Source organism: Vibrio sp. MMG023 (genome assembly GCF_021654215.1).
Lineage (GTDB): Bacteria > Pseudomonadota > Gammaproteobacteria > Enterobacterales > Vibrionaceae > Vibrio > Vibrio jasicida.
Genome location: NZ_JAKFZP010000002.1, coordinates 99,957 through 118,280, shown reverse-complemented (window position 1 = coordinate 118,280; position 18,324 = coordinate 99,957). Strand labels below are relative to the sequence as shown.

Sequence of the window (18,324 nt, the reverse complement as noted above, 5' to 3'; positions counted from 1 at the left end):
TGTTGGGGGCTAGCGGAATACATGATAAAGGGAAGGAAAGTAGCCCAAAATTCATGATAAACAAGTGTATTTGGGAGATTCTCAGTATTAAAACTAATCAATTTACCGTCTTTCGCACAAAATCTGGTCAAACGATTTAAAAAAATAAAAATAGTGTTGACTCGATCGCTCGAATCCGTAGAATGCATCCCGTACCCAAGAGAGCATTGCTCGAAAGGGTGGTGAAAGAAGTTAACCTTCCTTCACAAATGAGGCGCCTTGGCAGAGTGGCTATGCAGCGGATTGCAAATCCGTGGACCTCGGTTCGACTCCGGGAGGCGCCTCCATTATTCTCTTTGAGAATGAATGCGACACTAGCTCAGTTGGTAGAGCGCAACCTTGCCAAGGTTGAGGTCACGAGTTCGAACCTCGTGTGTCGCTCCAAATAAAAATGATATGGCGTTAAGCGGTATCAGATGATGGTGTTTTACTTTTCTGTAAAGGCATCACAAAGAAATTTGTGTGCCCTGGTGGTGGAATTGGTAGACACAAGGGATTTAAAATCCCTCGACGTTCGCGTTGTGCCGGTTCAAGTCCGGCCCGGGGCACCATCTCAAAATCTGCGACACTAGCTCAGTTGGTAGAGCGCAACCTTGCCAAGGTTGAGGTCACGAGTTCGAACCTCGTGTGTCGCTCCAGATTCGAAAGCCCAGCATTTATGTTGGGCTTTTTCGTATCTGTCATTCCTCATGGCTGTTTTCATCAAGGATTCATTTTTAGTGGTGGGCTTTGAATATGCCTCTCACGCTTTTTCTTTTCAGATCTTCTGAGCCGTTTCTTCCGTTCCTCGAATCGCTGTTATCGATAGTTTGTTTCCTCTAAAGCACGAACCTTTGCGGTGCAAAACTGCAGCGATACGGTTTGATATGATTAAAAATGAATGGAGTAAACGTTTGCTGTTGTTTGTGATCTCAATCAATATGCAACCTGTGAAAACATATTGCCAGAAGATTTTATTTTGTGATAAATTCGCGCGCAATCTCGGAGCGTAACTTTTACGACATTTGATTCTCTGGGGGATACGCGTAGTGACCATTCAAGCTGATTGTGACACTACGTAGGGTAGGTATCGGCAAAGCCATTTGTCGATAGACGGGATACTAATGCTGTAAACGCAGCATGTTTATGGGAAACCCAACATTGAAACCTTTTAACAACCACACACTAATCAGCTTCATACTGCCGAAATGTCCTGTTTTACAAAACGGATGCATTACGGAACCTTGATTACTTCCCAATATTTATAAAAGTCGCGCTTGTCGTGACGGGTTATCTGTATTTGTCATTTAAGTAATGACGAATGCGGAGGTGTATCTGTATCTCCTGTTATTTAATACTAACGATAATAAATACAGGAAAGAGAATCATTATAATTCAAGGGATTATGTAGTATGAGCACTGCCTTTGAAGTCGATAATACTATCGCAAACTTTTTTTCTTCCCAGGTTCCTGTAGTTGAAGGAACGTATGATTTAACGCCAGATCAAATTCTTATTGATCAGGCGGAGCATGAATCTGAGGTTCGATCTTATCCACGTCGTCTACCAATCGCGATAAAACAAGCCTATGGTTGTTTGGTTGAAGACACTCGTGGTCAAATCTTCTTAGACTGTCTTGCGGGGGCGGGCACTTTGGCTCTGGGTTATAACCACCCAGAAATCAACCAAGCGCTAAAAGAACAATTGGATTCTGGTTTGCCGTACCAGACTCTGGATATCGCAACATCTACGAAAACGCATTTCATTAAGTCTGTTAAAGGCTTCCTACCTCAAGAGTTGAGCGACAATTGTGTGATTCAGTTTTGTGGCCCTTCTGGTGCAGATGCTGTTGAAGCCGCGATCAAACTGGCGAAGCAAACCACAGGTCGTAATACCATGTTTGCTTTTCGTGGTGCCTACCACGGCATGACGAACGGCACTATGGGCATGATGGGTAACTTGGGCACTAAGGCTCGTCGTACCGGTTTGATGTCAGACGTACACTTTATGCCCTTCCCATACAGCTTACGTTGTCCGTTTGGTCTAGGCGGTGACGAGGGTGCGAAAGCGAGTATTCGTTACATCGAGCGTCTACTGAACGACGACGAAGCAGGCATCATGAAACCTGCTGCAATCATTGCAGAACCGGTACAAGGTGAGGGCGGTGTTATTCCTGCTCCTGCGTTCTGGCTACGTGAACTACGCCGTATTTGTGATGATCATGGGATCTTGTTGATCTTCGATGAAATTCAATGTGGTGTTGGCAAGTCGGGCTACAACTTCGCGTTTGAAGAAGCGGGTATTGTTCCTGATATTTTATGTTTGTCTAAAGCGATCGGTGGTGGCTTGCCAATGTCACTATTGGTGATCAACAAACAACACGATACATGGAAGCCAGGTGAGCACACTGGTACTTTCCGAGGCAACCAGTTAGCAATGGTGTCAGGTGCGAAAGCACTAGAAATCATCCAGCGCGACAACCTTGTAGAGCATGCAAACGTTGCAGGCCAGTACCTACGCTTTGGTCTTGAGAGCATTCAAAAACGCGTTAACTGTATTGCAGATGTTCGCGGTAAAGGCTTAATGCTAGGTGTAGAAATTAAGAGTCCAAACGGCGAACTAAATAAGTTCGGCGAGCCTTTGTCGGATGGCCAACTTACTCTAGATATTCAACGCGCGGCACTTGAACGTGGCTTGATGGTAGAAAAGGGCGGCCGTGACGGCTCTGTGATTCGTTTCCTTCCACCACTTATCATCTCTTTCGAGCAAATCGACTTTGCCCTCCGAGTATTGGAAGACGCCATTATCGCGGCGGGTGGTAGCCACGTTGAAACAGACCCACAAGAAGAGTGGAAGAAGCACTTCATTCAAACCGGTGAGCTTGGTGGTACTGAGTTTGCGTCTGTGATGAATCACATGACTGCAGCAATGAAGTCAGTGTTTGAGCAGGTGAATTCACCATACTCGGGAATGGAACCTAAACTGCTGGAAGCGGCGATTAACGCGGTCGACCTAGACAACAAAAACGCATCGCTAAAATCAGTGATTGATGAATCAGCAGAGCTTGTTGCGAAGAATGCGATTTTCACTCAGCACCCTGATTGTATTGCTCACTTGCATACGCCTCCTCTCATGCCTGCGGTAGCGGCAGAAGCCATGATTGCAGCGTTGAACCAATCAATGGATTCATGGGATCAAGCATCGTCTGCGACTTACGTTGAGCAGAAGGTAATTAACTGGCTGTGTGACAAGTACGAGCTTGGTGAGAAGGCGGATGGCATTTTCACTAGCGGCGGTACACAAAGTAACCAAATGGGCCTAATGCTGGCGCGTGACTGGATTGCAGACAAGCTAAGCAACCACTCAATCCAAAAGCTCGGTCTTCCTGATTACGCAGACAAACTGCGCATTGTGTGTTCTAAGAAATCACACTTCACGGTTCAAAAGTCAGCATCTTGGATGGGGCTAGGTGAGAAAGCCGTGATGACCGTCGATGCGAATGCTGACGGCACAATGGACATTACTCAGTTAGATCAAGTTCTAACGCAGGCAAAAGCAAAAGGTTTGATTCCATTCGCTATTGTTGGCACAGCGGGTACGACTGATCACGGTGCAATTGACGATTTAGATTTCATTGCTGATATGGCAGCGAAACACGAAATGTGGATGCACGTGGATGGCGCTTACGGTGGTGCATTGATTCTTAGCAGCTACAAATCACGCCTGAAAGGTGTAGAGCGTGCACACTCGATCAGTGTCGACTTCCACAAACTGTTCTACCAAACAATCAGCTGTGGCGCGTTGCTGGTGAACGATAAGTCGAACTTTAAGTTCTTACTTCATCATGCTGACTACCTAAACCGTGAACATGATGAGCTACCAAACTTGGTCGACAAATCTATCGCAACCACGAAGCGTTTTGATGCATTGAAAGTCTTTATGACGATGCAAAACGTCGGTCCTAAGACGCTTGGCGATATGTACGACCACTTATTGGTACAAACGCAGCAAGTTGCTGACATGATTCGCAACCACGAGCAGTTCGAACTTCTCGCTGAACCAGCACTTTCTACAGTTCTATTCCGTGCAACAAACGTTCCCGTAACAAACGTGTGTGCTGATCTAGATGAACTGAACAAAGCATTGCGTCTTGAAGCGCTGACTCGCGGTATTGCAGTTCTTGGTGAAACCATTGTTGATGGTAAGACCGCTCTTAAATTTACGATTTTGAATCCTTGTTTGACGACAGCGGACTTTGAATCTTTGCTCTTGAAAATCAACACGCTAGCAGTTGAGCTAGTTTAATAAAGGTAACGGAAAACTATGGCAGTTCTACAGATTGGTGCAGGCGGCGTTGGCTGGGTTGTTGCACATAAAGCAGCACAAAACAACGACGTTCTGGGTGATATCACAATCGCATCACGTACTATCGGTAAGTGTGAGAAGATCATCGAATCGATTCAGAAGAAAAACAACCTGAAAGATTCAGCTAAGAAGCTAGACGCGCGTGCAGTGAATGCTGACGACGTAGATTCTCTGGTTGCTCTTATTGAAGAAGTAAAACCGGATCTAGTGATTAACGCGGGTCCTCCGTGGGTTAACATGCCAATCATGGAAGCGTGTTACCGAGCAAAAGTTTCATACTTAGATACATCAGTAGCAGTAGACCTATGTTCTGAAGGCCAACAAGTACCAGAAGCTTACGACTGGCAATGGGGCTACCGTGAGAAGTTCGAAGAAGCGGGCATCACGGGTATCCTAGGGGCGGGTTTCGATCCAGGCGTAGTATCAGTATTTGCGGCGTACGCAGTGAAGCATCTGTTTGATGAAATTGACACGATCGACGTAATGGACGTGAATGCAGGCGACCACGGTAAGAAGTTTGCGACGAACTTTGACCCAGAAACGAACATGCTTGAGATCCAAGGCGATTCATTCTACTGGGAAAACGGCGAGTGGAAACAAGTACCTTGTCACTCTCGTATGCTAGAGTTCGATTTCCCGAACTGTGGTTCACACAAAGTGTACTCAATGGCACATGATGAAGTTCGCTCAATGAAAGAGTTCATCCCTGCTAAACGCATTGAATTCTGGATGGGTTTCGGTGACCGTTACCTAAACTACTTCAATGTAATGCGTGATATCGGCCTATTGAGCCCAGAACCACTGAAGCTACACGATGGTACAGTCGTACAACCTTTGCACGTACTAAAAGCGATGCTACCAGATCCAACGTCTTTAGCTCCGGGCTACACTGGCCTAACGTGTATCGGTACTTGGGTTCAAGGTAAGAAAGACGGCAAAGAGCGTAGCGTGTTTATCTACAACAACGCAGACCACGAAGTGGCTTACGAAGATGTAGAACACCAAGCGATCTCTTACACTACGGGTGTTCCTGCGATCACAGCAGCGCTGCAATTCTTCCGTGGCGAATGGGCAGGTAAAGGTGTGTTCAACATGGAACAACTAAACCCAGACCCGTTCCTAGAAACGATGCCAACTATCGGCCTTGATTGGCATGTTCAGGAATTAGAAGCAGGCCAAGGTTTGCCGCTGATTCACGAACTGAACAAATAAGTTTAACGTCAAACTTATTTAGATAACTCGAGCAGTCATGGCATGAAGCCGTGGCTGCTTTTGTCGTATTTAAGGTTAACCCCTCCCAGCCTCCCCTTGAAAAGGGGAGGAGCAAAGACAGGCCGAGCTTAGTTTCAAATCTTCCACCTTTAAAAGGGGGGAAGCTGAGGCAAACCGAGTACGGTTTCCACTTTCCTTTGTAAGGAGAGGAACAGGGATTTACTGGGTGTAGCTTCAATCTTTCCACTTTTTTGGCAAGAGTAGAGGTGGCTTGGTTTAATCCTCCCCCTTTCTAAGAGGGAGTTAGAGGGGGTTAATCGTTGATAAATGGTTAGTTATGAGTAAAGAGCAACTGAAAACCCCGTACTTCATGATCAATGAAGACAAGTTGGTTGAGAACTTAGAGAAAGCAAAACAGCTGAAAGATATCTCTGGTGTGAAACTGGTGTTGGCACTGAAGTGCTTCTCAACATGGGGTGTGTTCGACATCATCAAGCCTTACTTAGACGGGACAACCAGCTCTGGCCCGTTTGAAGTAAAGCTTGGCTATGAAACTTTCGGCGGAGAGACACACGCATACAGCGTGGGTTACAGCGAAGATGATGTCCGTGAAGTAGCCGATATCTGTGACAAGATGATCTTCAACTCTCAGTCACAGTTGGCGGCATACCGTCATATTGTTGAAGGCAAAGCGTCGATTGGTTTGCGCTTAAACCCTGGTGTGAGCTACGCAGGTCAAGACTTAGCGAACCCTGCTCGTCAGTTCTCTCGTCTTGGCGTACAAGCAGACCATATCAAGCCTGAAATCTTCGATGGCATTGATGGCGTGATGTTCCACATGAACTGTGAGAACAAAGACGTCGATGCGTTTATTGGCTTGTTGGATGCCATCTCTGAACAGTTTGGTGAGCATTTAGATAAGCTTGATTGGGTAAGCATGGGCGGCGGCGTGTTCTTCACATGGCCGGGCTATGACATTGAGAAGCTAGGCTTAGCACTAAAAGCTTTCTCGGAGAAGCACGGTGTACAAATGTATTTAGAGCCGGGCGAAGCCATTATTACCAAGACCACGGACCTTGTGGTTACCGTAGTGGACGTCGTAGAAAATGTGAAGAAGACGGCGATTGTGGATTCTGCAACGGAAGCGCATAGACTAGATACCTTGATTTACAATGAGCCAGCGTCGATTCTAGAAGCGTCTGAAAACGGCGAGCATGAATACGTTATTGGTTCATGCTCTTGTCTGGCTGGTGACCAGTTCTGTGTGGCGAACTTTGAGCAACCACTAGAGATTGGCCAGCGTCTGCACATTCTGGATAGCGCGGGTTACACCATGGTGAAGCTGAACTGGTTTAACGGTCTACGTATGCCGTCTGTGTACTGCGAGCGTTCAAGTGGCGAGATTCAAAAACTGAACGAGTTTGATTACTCAGATTTCAAACGCTCTCTGTCTCAATGGACAGTGAAGTAATCCTATTTCATTTGGTTGAACGTAAAAAGAGCAGCATAACGCTGCTCTTTTTTATTGGATGAAAGCGTTTGAATAGTGCTTTAACCTTCCACAATAACGCGTGTATCTTCACTTAATGCTTCAAGCTCATTCGCTACGTCATCAATGCCCAACTCACTTGGTAACTTAATCGCCATTTTTGCACTGAAGAGGCTCGAGCTAACGCCACCTCCGCCAGCAATAAACACACGTTGGCAGTCCATATCGAGAATAGAGATGCCTTGCCCGTCGAGGACATGAGTGATTTCATTGACGATACCAGCTCGATCGTTCGCATCTAGACGTAATTGAAAAACCGTATCTTCTGAGTGAGCATGCGGCTCTGAATCAACAAATTTTACGACCAATGTTTGGCACGCTGAAAACGCTTCTTTAACAATGTCTGCGTTTTCTTCAGGAAGTTCAACCTTGATAACACCGGCGACCTGATCTTCAATAAAGTTCACTTTACTGATTAACCATTTGCCGTCGTTTTCGTGTGTAACAGCTGCAAGCTGTTTAATGGTCGCTGGTGATGCCTGACCGACAAAATTAACGATAAACACTGTGTTCATAATGTCCCCTCCCGGAATAAGGTTTGGGTGCGGCACGGATAGACGTATCGCTATAGTTATTTGGGCTTAAGGTTCAAGAACTTAAGTTATTAGAGTTTTTCCTTAAATTCAGTGTAGATGTTGGGGGAGGGTTAGGTTTGACAAAGGTCAATTTTTAACACTAATTCGTGATGTAAATAATGAAAACTATGCTTGGGGCACAAAAAAAGCAGCTCGTGAGCTGCTTCTTAAATGTTTGGTTTTAGAAGGTTACCTTCATTTCAAAACCGTAGAAGACGTTGTCGTAGCTTGCGCCTGCGTCCATCGCGAATTTCGCGGCATCTTGGTTGCCGAACCAAGGCGATGAACTGAATTGGAATTCTGCGCTACCACCCCAAGCGTCGGATACCCAATAGTGGATATGACCAACCGGGTTTAGGAAGAACAGAGACACATCCCCCATTGTTTCTGAACCCATCACCTCGCCACCACCTGCAATAATGTCTTGCTCGGCTGTTAGCATCATCTCACCAACCACGGCACCAAAAAATGGAGTAATAAACAAGTCTTGCCATGATGGGATTTCTGCAAATGCTTCTACGCCGTATTCCCAGAAGAACGTCGACATGGTCGCAGAATATAAAAACGATTCAAACTCGTTGTAGCCTGCGTGACGTGCAGCCGTATAGTAAACACCGCCAAAGTAAGGGTGCATAACGTAGTTTAGGAAGTGTTCATCACGATCCCAAACTGGACCGCTTGAAACGTTGTCTTTCCATTTACTACCAAGCTTACTCATGTCACGATCTTCATCGTCCCATTTCGTGATGCTTTCAGGTAACAGTGTCATCAAACCGACGGTTGCGACACTCAAGCCAAGAATGGTGTATGTCTGCCCCATTAAATAGTCCCAATCTTTATCTTTAGGGATGATGAGGTGTTTTGGTTGAAGACCAGCGTCAAGGTTTAAAGAGTCATCATTATCCAGACCCATAGCGAAACTACGATTTTGTGGCTCGAAGCTATACAGAGTGGTTGTTTCGCAGTAACCTGACAAGCAATCAGGCGTGTAAGAAAACTCAATATGATTAGTCATATCGTACTGGCTTGCGTTTGCTGAAGCAGATGCTGTCAGAACAAGACCACTTAGCGTTTTCTTGAACATGGATGATTTTGACACAGAGGTCTCCGAGTTGTTGGTTTGATGATCGGGCTCACAATTATCCCTTAAAAGAACAGCCATTTAAATACTTGACCTACATTTAATCTCAACAATTTGACTAAGAGATTAGTCTAATAAAAAGAAAACGATATAGGCACAATGTCGAAAAAAAGTGAATTTTGCCTATTTCCAGGAGTCAGTTGTGAAAATTGCGATGCTTAGTACCGGAGAAGAAGTGCTTCACGGTGATATTGTTGATACGAATGCAGCTTGGTTGTCGAGCTTGTTTTATCAACATGGATTTGGCTTAACCAAGCGCTCGACGGTCGGAGATAAACAGTCGAGCCTTATTGAAGAATTTCTCATGCTTAGCTTTAACAACGATGTTGTTATTGTTAATGGAGGTTTGGGCCCAACTACAGATGATATGAGCGCCGCGGCAGCGGCAAAAGCCGCCGAATGTAAGTTAGTACTGTTCAAAGATTGGTTAGAGAATCTGGAGTCGATGTACGCTCGTCGTGGTATCCCAATGCCAGACAGCAACCTCAAGCAAGCGATGTTGCCAGAGACGGCAGAAATCGTAGATAACCCAATCGGCACCGCTTGTGGTTTTAAGATGCTGATCAATGATGCGGTTTTCTATTTTACCCCTGGTGTGCCAAGTGAATTTAAGTTGATGGCAGAGGCGCAGATTCTGCCTGATTTAAAAAAACAGTTTCCTGAAATCGAAAGCTCGTCATGCAGTCGAATTTATACCTTTGGTCTCTCTGAATCTGGTATTTCTGACAAGCTCGATCAAATGAAATTGCCGCAAGGTTATGAGCTTGGCTACCGCTCTTATTTGCCTTTTATCGAAGTGAAGCTGTTTGGGCCATCTAATCAACTAGAGCAGCGTATGAAGCTCATGCAGCTCATTCACAAACACCTTGAGAGCAACACGGTGAGCGTTGACACACCAATGGTTGAGCACGTCGGCCACTTGCTGGTGGAGAAAGGGTTAACCTTATCGGTTTCTGAGAAGAGCAGTGCCGGGCATTTAACTTATTGGCTCAATGGCGATGAGAACGTCGAAAAACAATTTGGACATGGATGGGTGCTCTCAGCGCAGAGCCAAACCATTACTGATGAAGGTGATCCGTTAGCGGCGACGTTTGCGTTGGCGGGTGCGACGCGTGAGAAGTGTGGTACTGATTTAGCGTTAGTCACAGGTAAGCTTGATGAGGGCGTTTTCTCTGTCGCACTTTCCACTTCAACGGGAGAGTGGGGCGCGTTGTATAAGTTATCGAGAAAATACCAACGTGACGACCAAGTGAAAGTCATCAGCGCGGCGGCACTAGATATGCTACGTCGTTATTTGGAACGCAAGCCAATGTCTGCACAATACGCTTTCTTAGAGAAAGTCAAAGAAATGCACATTCCAAGTAGTGCGCTTTAGTCTAATGGCAGACTGCCCAATTTACATAGCAAAAAGCCAAGACGATTGTCTTGGCTTTTTTGTATTTGTTAGAGCTAAGCTTATGCGCGTTTTTCTTTCATCGCATAGTTTACGCCACTAAGCGAAACACTGGATTTCGCTTTGCAAATACAAGGCAGAATCTCATCTGGCTGAGTGTAAGCCATTGCAAAACCTACATACTCTACCTCACCAGATTCTAACTTGCAGCGACAAGCACCACAGTGGCCGTCTCGGCAGTTATATTCTGGTAACAGTCCAGCTTGCTCCATCGTCTCCAAAATAGTATTGGATGGGTTAGACTCAATGCTGACGAGTTTGTTGATTTTGATGGTTGGCATTACAGCTCAAATCCTTCGAAGTCGTCTGCGCTTACTTCGTTGTCAATTTGACCAACAAGGTAAGAAGAAATCTCTGCTTCTTGTGGCGCTACTTGAACGTTATCCGATGACAACCAAGCGTTGATCCATGGGATAGGGTTCGTTGTTGCTTCTGGGTATGCCATTGGTAGACCTACCGCTTGCATACGGATGTTGGTGATGTACTCAACGTATTGGCTCAGGATATCTTTGTTCAGACCGATCATTGAACCGTCTTTAAATAGGTACTCTGCCCATTCTTTTTCTTGCTCAGCCGCTTCTTTGAAAAGATCAAAACAGTCTTGTTTTGCTTCTTCAGCGATTTGCATGAATGTGAAGTCATCTTGGCCGTTGCGTAGCAAGTTGATCATGTGTTGCGTGCCGTTCAGGTGAAGGGCTTCATCACGTGCGATCAGCTTGATGATTTTCGCGTTACCTTCCATCAGCTCACGCTCTGCGAAAGCGAATGAACAAGCAAAACTTACGTAGAAGCGGATGGCTTCTAGTGCGTTTACTGACATCAAGCACACGTACAATTTCTTCTTCAAGTCGTACAGGCTAACTTTAACCGTTTCGCCATTTAGAACGTGCTCGCCTTCACCGTAGCGGTGGTAGTCATTTGTCGCTTGGATCAAATCATCATAGTAGTGTGCAATGTCTTTCGCGCGCTTTAGGATATGCTCATTTTCAACGATGTCATCGAATACAACACTTGGATCATTCACGATGTTACGGATGATGTGCGTGTATGAACGAGAGTGGATCGTTTCAGAGAAAGACCAAGTCTCAATCCATGTTTCTAGCTCTGGCAAAGAAACAAGCGGAAGTAGTGCTACGTTCGGGCTACGACCTTGGATTGAATCTAGAAGCGTTTGGTACTTCAAGTTTGAGATGAAGATGTGCTTCTCATGATCTGGTAGCTTGTTGTAATCGATGCGATCGCTTGACACGTCAACTTCTTCTGGACGCCAGAAGAACGACAATTGTTTTTCGATTAGCTTTTCGAAAATTTCGAATTTTTGTTGGTCGTAACGAGCAACGTTCACGGATTGACCAAGGAACATTGGTTCCTTTAGCTGGTCATTTTTGTTCTGGTTAAAAGTACTGTAAGCCATAATGCCTCAATTCCTTTTAGACCTCCCCAAGAGGGGAGGCGTTCGATAGTCTGTTTTTACGTATTGTTCAGTGGGGAAGTTTAAATCTTACAACCGCCGCCTGCACAATCGTCATCTTGTGGTTGAACTGCGTCTTTCTGGTCGTCTTTCGCGCCATCACGAGTGTTATGGTAGTAAAGTGTCTTCACACCAAACTTATACGCAGTTAGCAGGTCTTGAAGAAGCTTCTTCATTGGAACCTTGCCAGTTTCGTAACCTGATGGGTCGTAGTTTGTGTTAGCTGAGATCGCTTGGTCAACGAATTTCTGCATGATACCCACAAGATGCAAGTAACCGTCGTTAGAACCGATGTTCCAAAGCAGTTCATAGTTGTCTTTCAGCTCAGTGAAATCAGGCACAACTTGCTTCAGGATACCGTCTTTCGATGCTTTTACTGATACATAACCACGTGGTGGCTCAATACCATTTGTTGCGTTCGAAATTTGAGAAGAAGTCTCTGATGGCATCAGCGCAGTCAGTGTTGAGTTACGTAGACCGTGTTCAACGATTTCTTTGCGTAGACTATCCCAGTCGTAATGAAGTTCTTCTTCACAGATAAGATCGATGTCTTTCTTGTAAGTGTCGATTGGCAATAAGCCTTTCGCGTAGTTCGTTTCGTGGAACGAAGGACACTTACCTTGTTCTTTCGCAAGTGCTACCGATGCTTTCAATAGGTAGTATTGAATCGCTTCGAATGTACGGTGCGTTAGACCGTTTGCGCTACCGTCAGAGTATTTAACACCGTTCTTTGCTAGGTAGTATGCGTAGTTGATAACACCAACGCCCAGCGTACGACGGTTCATTGTCGACTTGTATGCTGCTGGTAGTGGGTAATCTTGGTAATCAAGTAGTGCATCTAGTGCACGGACTACAAGTTCAGATAGCTCTTCGAAATCATCAAGAGATTTGATTGCACCAAGGTTGAACGCAGAAAGCGTACATAGTGCGATCTCGCCTGAGTCATCTTCAACGTTCTTCAGAGGCTTAGTTGGCAGTGCGATCTCTAAACATAGGTTTGATTGACGAACTGGCGCGACTTCTGAGTCGAACGGGCTGTGAGTGTTACAGTGGTCTACGTTCTGAATGTAGATACGACCCGTTGATGCACGCTCTTGCATTAGCAGAGTGAACATTTCAATCGCCTTAACGGTCTCTTTCTTGATTGAAGGATCGTTCTCGTATTTTACGTATAGACGTTCAAATTCTTCTTGGTTTTCGAAGAATGCGTCATATAGGCCTGGTACGTCAGATGGTGAGAACAGCGTGATGTTGCCACCCTCTACCAAGCGTTGGTACATCAGTTTGTTTAACTGAACACCGTAATCCATGTGACGAACACGGTTCTCTTCAACACCACGGTTGTTTTTAAGAACCATCAGTGAACGAGCTTCACCGTGCCATAGTGGGTAGAACACCGTCGCAGCACCACCACGAACACCACCTTGAGAACAACATTTCACAGCAGTTTGGAAGTATTTGTAGAATGGGATACAACCAGTGTGGAATGCTTCACCACCACGGATTTCAGAACCTAGCGCACGGATACGACCTGCGTTGATACCGATACCAGCACGTTGAGATACATAACGTACGATTGAGCTCGCCGTTGCGTTGATAGAATCAAGGCTATCACCACACTCGATCAGCACGCATGAGCTGAACTGACGAGTAGGAGTACGTACACCAGACATGATCGGTGTAGGTAGAGAAATCTTAAATGTCGATGTCGCATCGTAGAAACGCTTGATGTAATCAAGGCGTGTTTCTTTCGGGTAATTTGCGAACAGACAAGCTGAAACTAGGATGTATAGGAACTGAGCACTTTCGTAGATCTCGCCAGATACACGGTTCTGTACGAAGTACTTACCTTCTAGCTGTTTTACAGCAGCGTAAGAGAAGTCTAGATCGCGTTTGTGGTCTAGGTACGCATCAAGTTCGTCTAGTTCTTCTTTTGTGTAGTCTTCCAGAATGTGCTGATCGTACTTACCCATATCAATAAGACGAGCTACGTGATTGTATAGCGTTGGCGGCTCGTATTGGCCGTATGCTTTTTTACGTAGGTGGAATACCGCTAGGCGAGCAGCTAGGTATTGGTAGTCCGGTGTTTCTTCTGAAATCAGGTCTGCGGCAGACTTGATCATCGTCTCATGGATATCTGACGTGGTGATGCCGTCGTAAAACTGGATGTGAGCACGCAGTTCTACTTGAGATACTGAAACGTTGTTAAGACCTTCGGCAGCCCAAGTGATAACGCGATGGATTTTTTCCAGATCGATAGTTTCTTTACGGCCATCACGCTTGGTGACGGTAAGTTGTTGGTTCATTCTGCTTTATTTCCCTAAGAAAACTGATAAAAGCCGTGTTTTTGTTTGTTTATGTGCAAAACTTGTAAAATTTGCGGCGGCTTTGTGATCAAAGTCTATCTATATATTGTAGCTTAAACACAACATATAGGGGTTAATTTGTTTTCGAGTTACAAGATAGTGCTGTTACCCCAATTTTTCAAGGCACAGGTTTGGGATGACTTGTGGATAACTAACAAAATAAAAAAAATCAGTAAGTGAACACTAACCGATGAGAAAAGGGCGGACTTGAATGGGGAAAATTACGTTTTTCAGATCGGTTCATAAATAGCCGCATGTAAAAATATTTTCCTTGATCTTTGATAGTTTTTGTCTGTTAAAAATAGATTGGTCAAAATGGAATCTAGAGCACTATTTTTATACAGGATATGACAAAAAAACGGTGCATTTATGCTACCGCTTTTCACTTAATTTCATATTTTAATGAAAGGATATCTCTTGGCGAGATGGTGACATTATCAATACTTCTGAGTGTGTACGATGTAGTTTACATCCACATTACGGCCTAGTTTGTAACTGTCGTTTAGTGGGTTGTAATGTAAGCCGGTGATGCCCATTTCTGTGAGGTCAGTTTGGTCTATCATCTTCATCATTTCTGCTGGCTTGATGAACTTTTCATGGTCGTGCGTGCCTTCAGGAACAATCTTTAATAGTTTTTCAGCACCCACAATCGCAAACAAGTAAGATTTGATGTTGCGGTTTAGTGTAGAGAAGAAGACATGGCCACCAGGTTTCACAAGTGCCGCACACGACCGAATAACTGAAAGCGGGTCTGGCACGTGCTCAAGCATTTCCATACAAGTGACGACATCGTAAGACCCCGCATTTTCTTCTGCATGGTCTTCAATCGTGCTTTGGATGTAAGTCAACTTGGTGCCTGTTTCAAGCGCATGAAGACGAGCAACTTCGAGAGGCTCTTTACCCATATCTAGCCCGGTAACGACGGCGCCTTCTTTTGCCATACTCTCGGCAAGGATGCCACCACCGCAGCCAACATCGAGCACTTTCTTCCCAAACAGGCCATCGGCTTTGTCTAGGACATAGTTCAAGCGAAGCGGGTTAATTTGGTGAAGTGGTTTGAACTCGCCCTCTAAATCCCACCAACGAGAAGCCATCTCTTCGAATTTCTTAATTTCACTAGGGTCGACGTTTTGTGCTTTAGTCATGATAGTTATATCGCTTCGCTAATAGTCCTTTGGAAGGCGAGATTATACTCCAATGGTACGATACGTTAAAACTGCTTCTTTTCTCACAATCGCTACAGGGGAGATTTTTGAACGACGTTGGTGGAAATGTAGTCAGTTTTCAGAAAGATATGGGATGAATGTGCAAATTCTCTTCATTTAACTCATAACGAAGCTCACAACCTGATAAAAGGAGCGGGAAAGTGATGCCCCGTTGATGAATTGTGTGTTATATTTTTGCACCTTACACGTATCGTAATTACGATCAGATAATAGAGGGATAATGGCTCTATGAGCGATTTAGCTAAAGAGATCACGCCCGTAAACATTGAAGATGAGCTTAGAGGTTCATACCTAGACTACGCGATGTCAGTAATCGTGGGTCGTGCTCTTCCAGATGTGCGTGATGGCCTAAAACCAGTACACCGCCGCGTTTTATTCGCGATGAACGTACTAGGCAACGATTGGAACAAACCATATAAAAAATCAGCCCGTGTTGTCGGCGACGTAATCGGTAAATATCACCCACACGGTGATAGTGCTGTGTACGACACAATCGTACGTATGGCTCAGCCGTTCTCACTTCGTTACATGCTGGTCGATGGTCAAGGTAACTTTGGCTCGATCGATGGCGACTCTGCTGCGGCAATGCGTTATACCGAAGTACGTATGGCGAAAATTGCCCACGAGCTTCTGGCTGACCTAGATAAAGAAACCGTGGACTACGTACCTAACTACGATGGTACGGAGCAAATCCCAGCGGTTCTTCCAACGAAAATTCCTAACCTATTGGTAAACGGTGCTTCTGGTATCGCGGTAGGTATGGCAACCAACATCCCGCCACACAACCTTGGCGAAGTGATCGATGGCTGTCTTGCATTCATCAATAATGAAGAAATCACCATTGATGAACTGATGGATTACATTCCTGGTCCTGATTTCCCTACGGCAGCACTTATCAGCGGTCGTAAAGGCATCGTAGACGCGTACAAAACTGGTCGCGGCAAAATCTACATGCGTTCAAAAGCGGACATCGAAGTGGAGAAGAATGGTAAAGAAACCATCATCGTCACTGAAATCCCTTACCAGGTAAACAAAGCTCGCTTGATCGAAAAGATCGCTGAGCTAGTGAAAGATAAGAAAGTAGAAGGCATCAGTGCACTGCGCGACGAGTCGGATAAAGACGGTATGCGTATTGTTATTGAATGTAAGCGCGATGCAGTGGGTGAAGTTGTACTAAACAACCTTTACGCACAAACTCAGCTTCAAACCACTTTCGGTATCAACATGGTTGCGCTAAACAACGGCCAACCACAGCTATTCAACTTAAAAGACATGTTGAAGTGCTTCGTTGACCACCGTCGTGAAGTTGTAACTCGTCGTACTATCTTCGAACTACGCAAAGCGCGTGAACGTGCTCATATCCTTGAAGCACTGTCTCTTGCTCTTGCAAACATCGATGAAGTTATTGAGTTGATCAAAAACGCACCAACACCAGCAGAAGCAAAAGTTGGCTTGGTATCGCGTGGTTGGGATCTTGGTAACGTAGCATCAATGCTTGAGCGTGCTGGTACTGATGCAGCTCGTCCAGAATGGCTAGAAGATCAATACGGTATCCGTGATGGTCTGTACTACCTAACTGAAACTCAAGCGCAAGCAATCCTAGAACTTCGTCTACACCGCCTAACCGGTCTAGAGCACGAGAAGATTCTTGATGAATACAAAGCACTTCTAGAAGAAATTGCAGAGCTAATGCATATCCTTGCAAGCACTGAGCGTCTAATGGAAGTGATCCGCGAAGAATTAGAAGCAGTTCGTGATAGTTACGGTGATGTTCGTCGTACAGAAATCACAGCAGCAACCCATGACATTGACATGGAAGAGCTGATTGCTCGTGAAGACGTGGTTGTGACTCTGTCTCACGAAGGTTACGTTAAGTACCAAATTCTAAGCGACTACGAAGCTCAGCGTCGTGGTGGTAAAGGTAAGAGTGCAACGAAGATGAAAGATGAAGACTTCATCGAGCGTCTACTTGTTGCAAATACTCACGATAACATCCTATGTTTCTCTACTCGTGGTAAGACTTACCGTCTGAAAGTTTACCAATTGCCGCATGCAACTCGCACTGCTCGTGGTAAGCCAATCGTAAACATCCTTCCGCTAGAGGAAGGCGAGCGTATTACTGCAATCCTTCCTGTTGATGAGTTCTCTCCAGAGAAATTTATCTTCATGGCAACGGGTGACGGTACGGTTAAGAAGACCCCACTGAACCAGTTTGCAAACGTACGTTCAAACGGTCTAATCGCTGTTAACTTGCGTGATGATGACTCGCTAATTGGTGTTGATATCACCAACGGCGATAGTGACATCATGCTGTTCTCTAAAGCAGGTAAAGTGGTTCGCTTTAGCGAAGACAAAGTACGTGCAATGGGTCGTACAGCGGCGGGTGTTCGCGGTATGAAGTTAGCAGACGATGACCAAGTGGTTTCTCTGATCGTTCCATCGAACGAAGGTGACATCCTAACCGTTACTCAAAACGGTTATGGTAAACGTACTGAACTAGCAGAATACCCAACGAAAGGTCGTGCAACTCAGGGCGTTGTGTCTATCAAGGTTTCTGAACGTAACGGTCCAGTAGTTGGTGCGGTACAAGTAGAAGAAGGCGACGAGATGATGATGATCACCGACGCTGGTACTCTAGTTCGTACACGTGTTGCAGAAGTTAGCCAAGTTGGTCGTAACACTCAAGGTGTGACTCTGATCCGTACAGCAGAAGACGAATCAGTGGTTGGCCTACAGCGTATCGATGAAGTTGAAGAAGTTGAATTGCCTGAAGGCGAAGAAGCAGAAGCAGCCGAAACGACAGAAGTGAATGCAGAGCAACAAGCACCTGAAGCGCCAAAAGCAGATGACGCAGAAGAAGGCTCTGAAGAAGAATAATCTTCACCTTCATAGCTAAATGTGAAAGCCGAGCTAAATGCTCGGCTTTTTTGTATTTGTATCACCGCAATT

General features: G+C 45.3%; 11 protein-coding genes and 4 tRNA genes. 9 read left to right on the top strand and 6 right to left on the bottom strand.

The window, feature by feature from the left end; translation table 11 throughout:
• The first annotated feature begins 252 nt into the window (after positions 1-252).
• From L1076_RS05670 to nspC, 7 genes are all read left to right on the top strand, one after another.
• Positions 253-326, top strand: a tRNA-Cys gene (locus L1076_RS05670).
• A 21-nt stretch (positions 327-347) separates the two neighbouring features.
• Positions 348-423: transfer RNA gene (locus tag L1076_RS05665), tRNA-Gly, on the top strand.
• Between the two features lie 80 nt (positions 424-503).
• Positions 504-590, top strand: a tRNA-Leu gene (locus L1076_RS05660).
• An 11-nt stretch (positions 591-601) separates the two neighbouring features.
• A tRNA-Gly gene (locus tag L1076_RS05655) sits at positions 602-677 on the top strand.
• Positions 678-1,430: 753 nt separating this feature from the next.
• Positions 1,431-4,322: a pyridoxal phosphate-dependent class III aminotransferase gene (locus L1076_RS05650; protein ID WP_237303327.1), complete on the top strand. Its 2,892-nt coding sequence runs from the start codon at positions 1,431-1,433 to the stop codon at positions 4,320-4,322.
• An 18-nt stretch (positions 4,323-4,340) separates the two neighbouring features.
• Positions 4,341-5,594: a carboxynorspermidine synthase gene (locus L1076_RS05645; protein ID WP_237303326.1), complete on the top strand. Its 1,254-nt coding sequence runs from the start codon at positions 4,341-4,343 to the stop codon at positions 5,592-5,594.
• Positions 5,595-5,931: 337 nt separating this feature from the next.
• A complete protein-coding gene (gene nspC / locus L1076_RS05640; RefSeq protein WP_045460222.1) occupies positions 5,932-7,065 on the top strand; it encodes a carboxynorspermidine decarboxylase in 1,134 nt (377 codons plus the stop codon).
• An 80-nt stretch (positions 7,066-7,145) separates the two neighbouring features.
• Here the strand turns inward: nspC and L1076_RS05635 are convergent, their stop codons facing one another.
• Both L1076_RS05635 and L1076_RS05630 read right to left on the bottom strand, forming a co-directional pair.
• Positions 7,146-7,658, bottom strand: coding sequence for an ACT domain-containing protein (locus tag L1076_RS05635; RefSeq protein WP_038871841.1), 513 nt, complete (start codon positions 7,656-7,658; stop codon positions 7,146-7,148).
• A 241-nt stretch (positions 7,659-7,899) separates the two neighbouring features.
• Positions 7,900-8,802: a DUF3943 domain-containing protein gene (locus L1076_RS05630; protein ID WP_038871838.1), complete on the bottom strand. Its 903-nt coding sequence runs from the start codon at positions 8,800-8,802 to the stop codon at positions 7,900-7,902.
• 199 nt (positions 8,803-9,001) lie between these two features.
• On the opposite strand from L1076_RS05630, the gene L1076_RS05625 reads away from it, so the two are divergent.
• Entirely contained in the window at positions 9,002-10,234 is a 1,233-nt protein-coding gene (locus L1076_RS05625; RefSeq protein ID WP_039977600.1) for a CinA family nicotinamide mononucleotide deamidase-related protein, read from the top strand.
• An 80-nt stretch (positions 10,235-10,314) separates the two neighbouring features.
• Here L1076_RS05625 and yfaE read toward each other — a convergent pair whose 3' ends face one another.
• The 4 genes from yfaE to ubiG form a co-directional block, all read right to left on the bottom strand.
• Positions 10,315-10,593, bottom strand: coding sequence for a class I ribonucleotide reductase maintenance protein YfaE (gene yfaE / locus L1076_RS05620; RefSeq protein WP_038871832.1), 279 nt, complete (start codon positions 10,591-10,593; stop codon positions 10,315-10,317).
• The gene (gene nrdB / locus L1076_RS05615; RefSeq protein WP_038871828.1) at positions 10,593-11,726 is read right to left on the bottom strand and encodes a class Ia ribonucleoside-diphosphate reductase subunit beta; all 1,134 of its coding nucleotides are present in this window, start codon (positions 11,724-11,726) and stop codon (positions 10,593-10,595) included. Before nrdB ends, yfaE begins: the two co-directional genes overlap by 1 nt.
• An 80-nt stretch (positions 11,727-11,806) precedes the next feature.
• A complete protein-coding gene (nrdA, locus tag L1076_RS05610; RefSeq protein ID WP_038871826.1) occupies positions 11,807-14,089 on the bottom strand; it encodes a class 1a ribonucleoside-diphosphate reductase subunit alpha in 2,283 nt (760 codons plus the stop codon).
• Positions 14,090-14,586: 497 nt separating this feature from the next.
• Complete coding sequence (gene ubiG / locus L1076_RS05605; RefSeq protein WP_038871823.1) at positions 14,587-15,294, bottom strand: bifunctional 2-polyprenyl-6-hydroxyphenol methylase/3-demethylubiquinol 3-O-methyltransferase UbiG; 708 nt, start codon at positions 15,292-15,294, stop codon at positions 14,587-14,589.
• Between the two features lie 309 nt (positions 15,295-15,603).
• Here ubiG and gyrA point away from each other — a divergent pair, with 309 nt between their 5' ends.
• The gene (gene gyrA / locus L1076_RS05600) at positions 15,604-18,252 is read left to right on the top strand and encodes a DNA gyrase subunit A (protein WP_038876068.1); all 2,649 of its coding nucleotides are present in this window, start codon (positions 15,604-15,606) and stop codon (positions 18,250-18,252) included.
• The last annotated feature ends 72 nt before the right edge of the window (positions 18,253-18,324 follow it).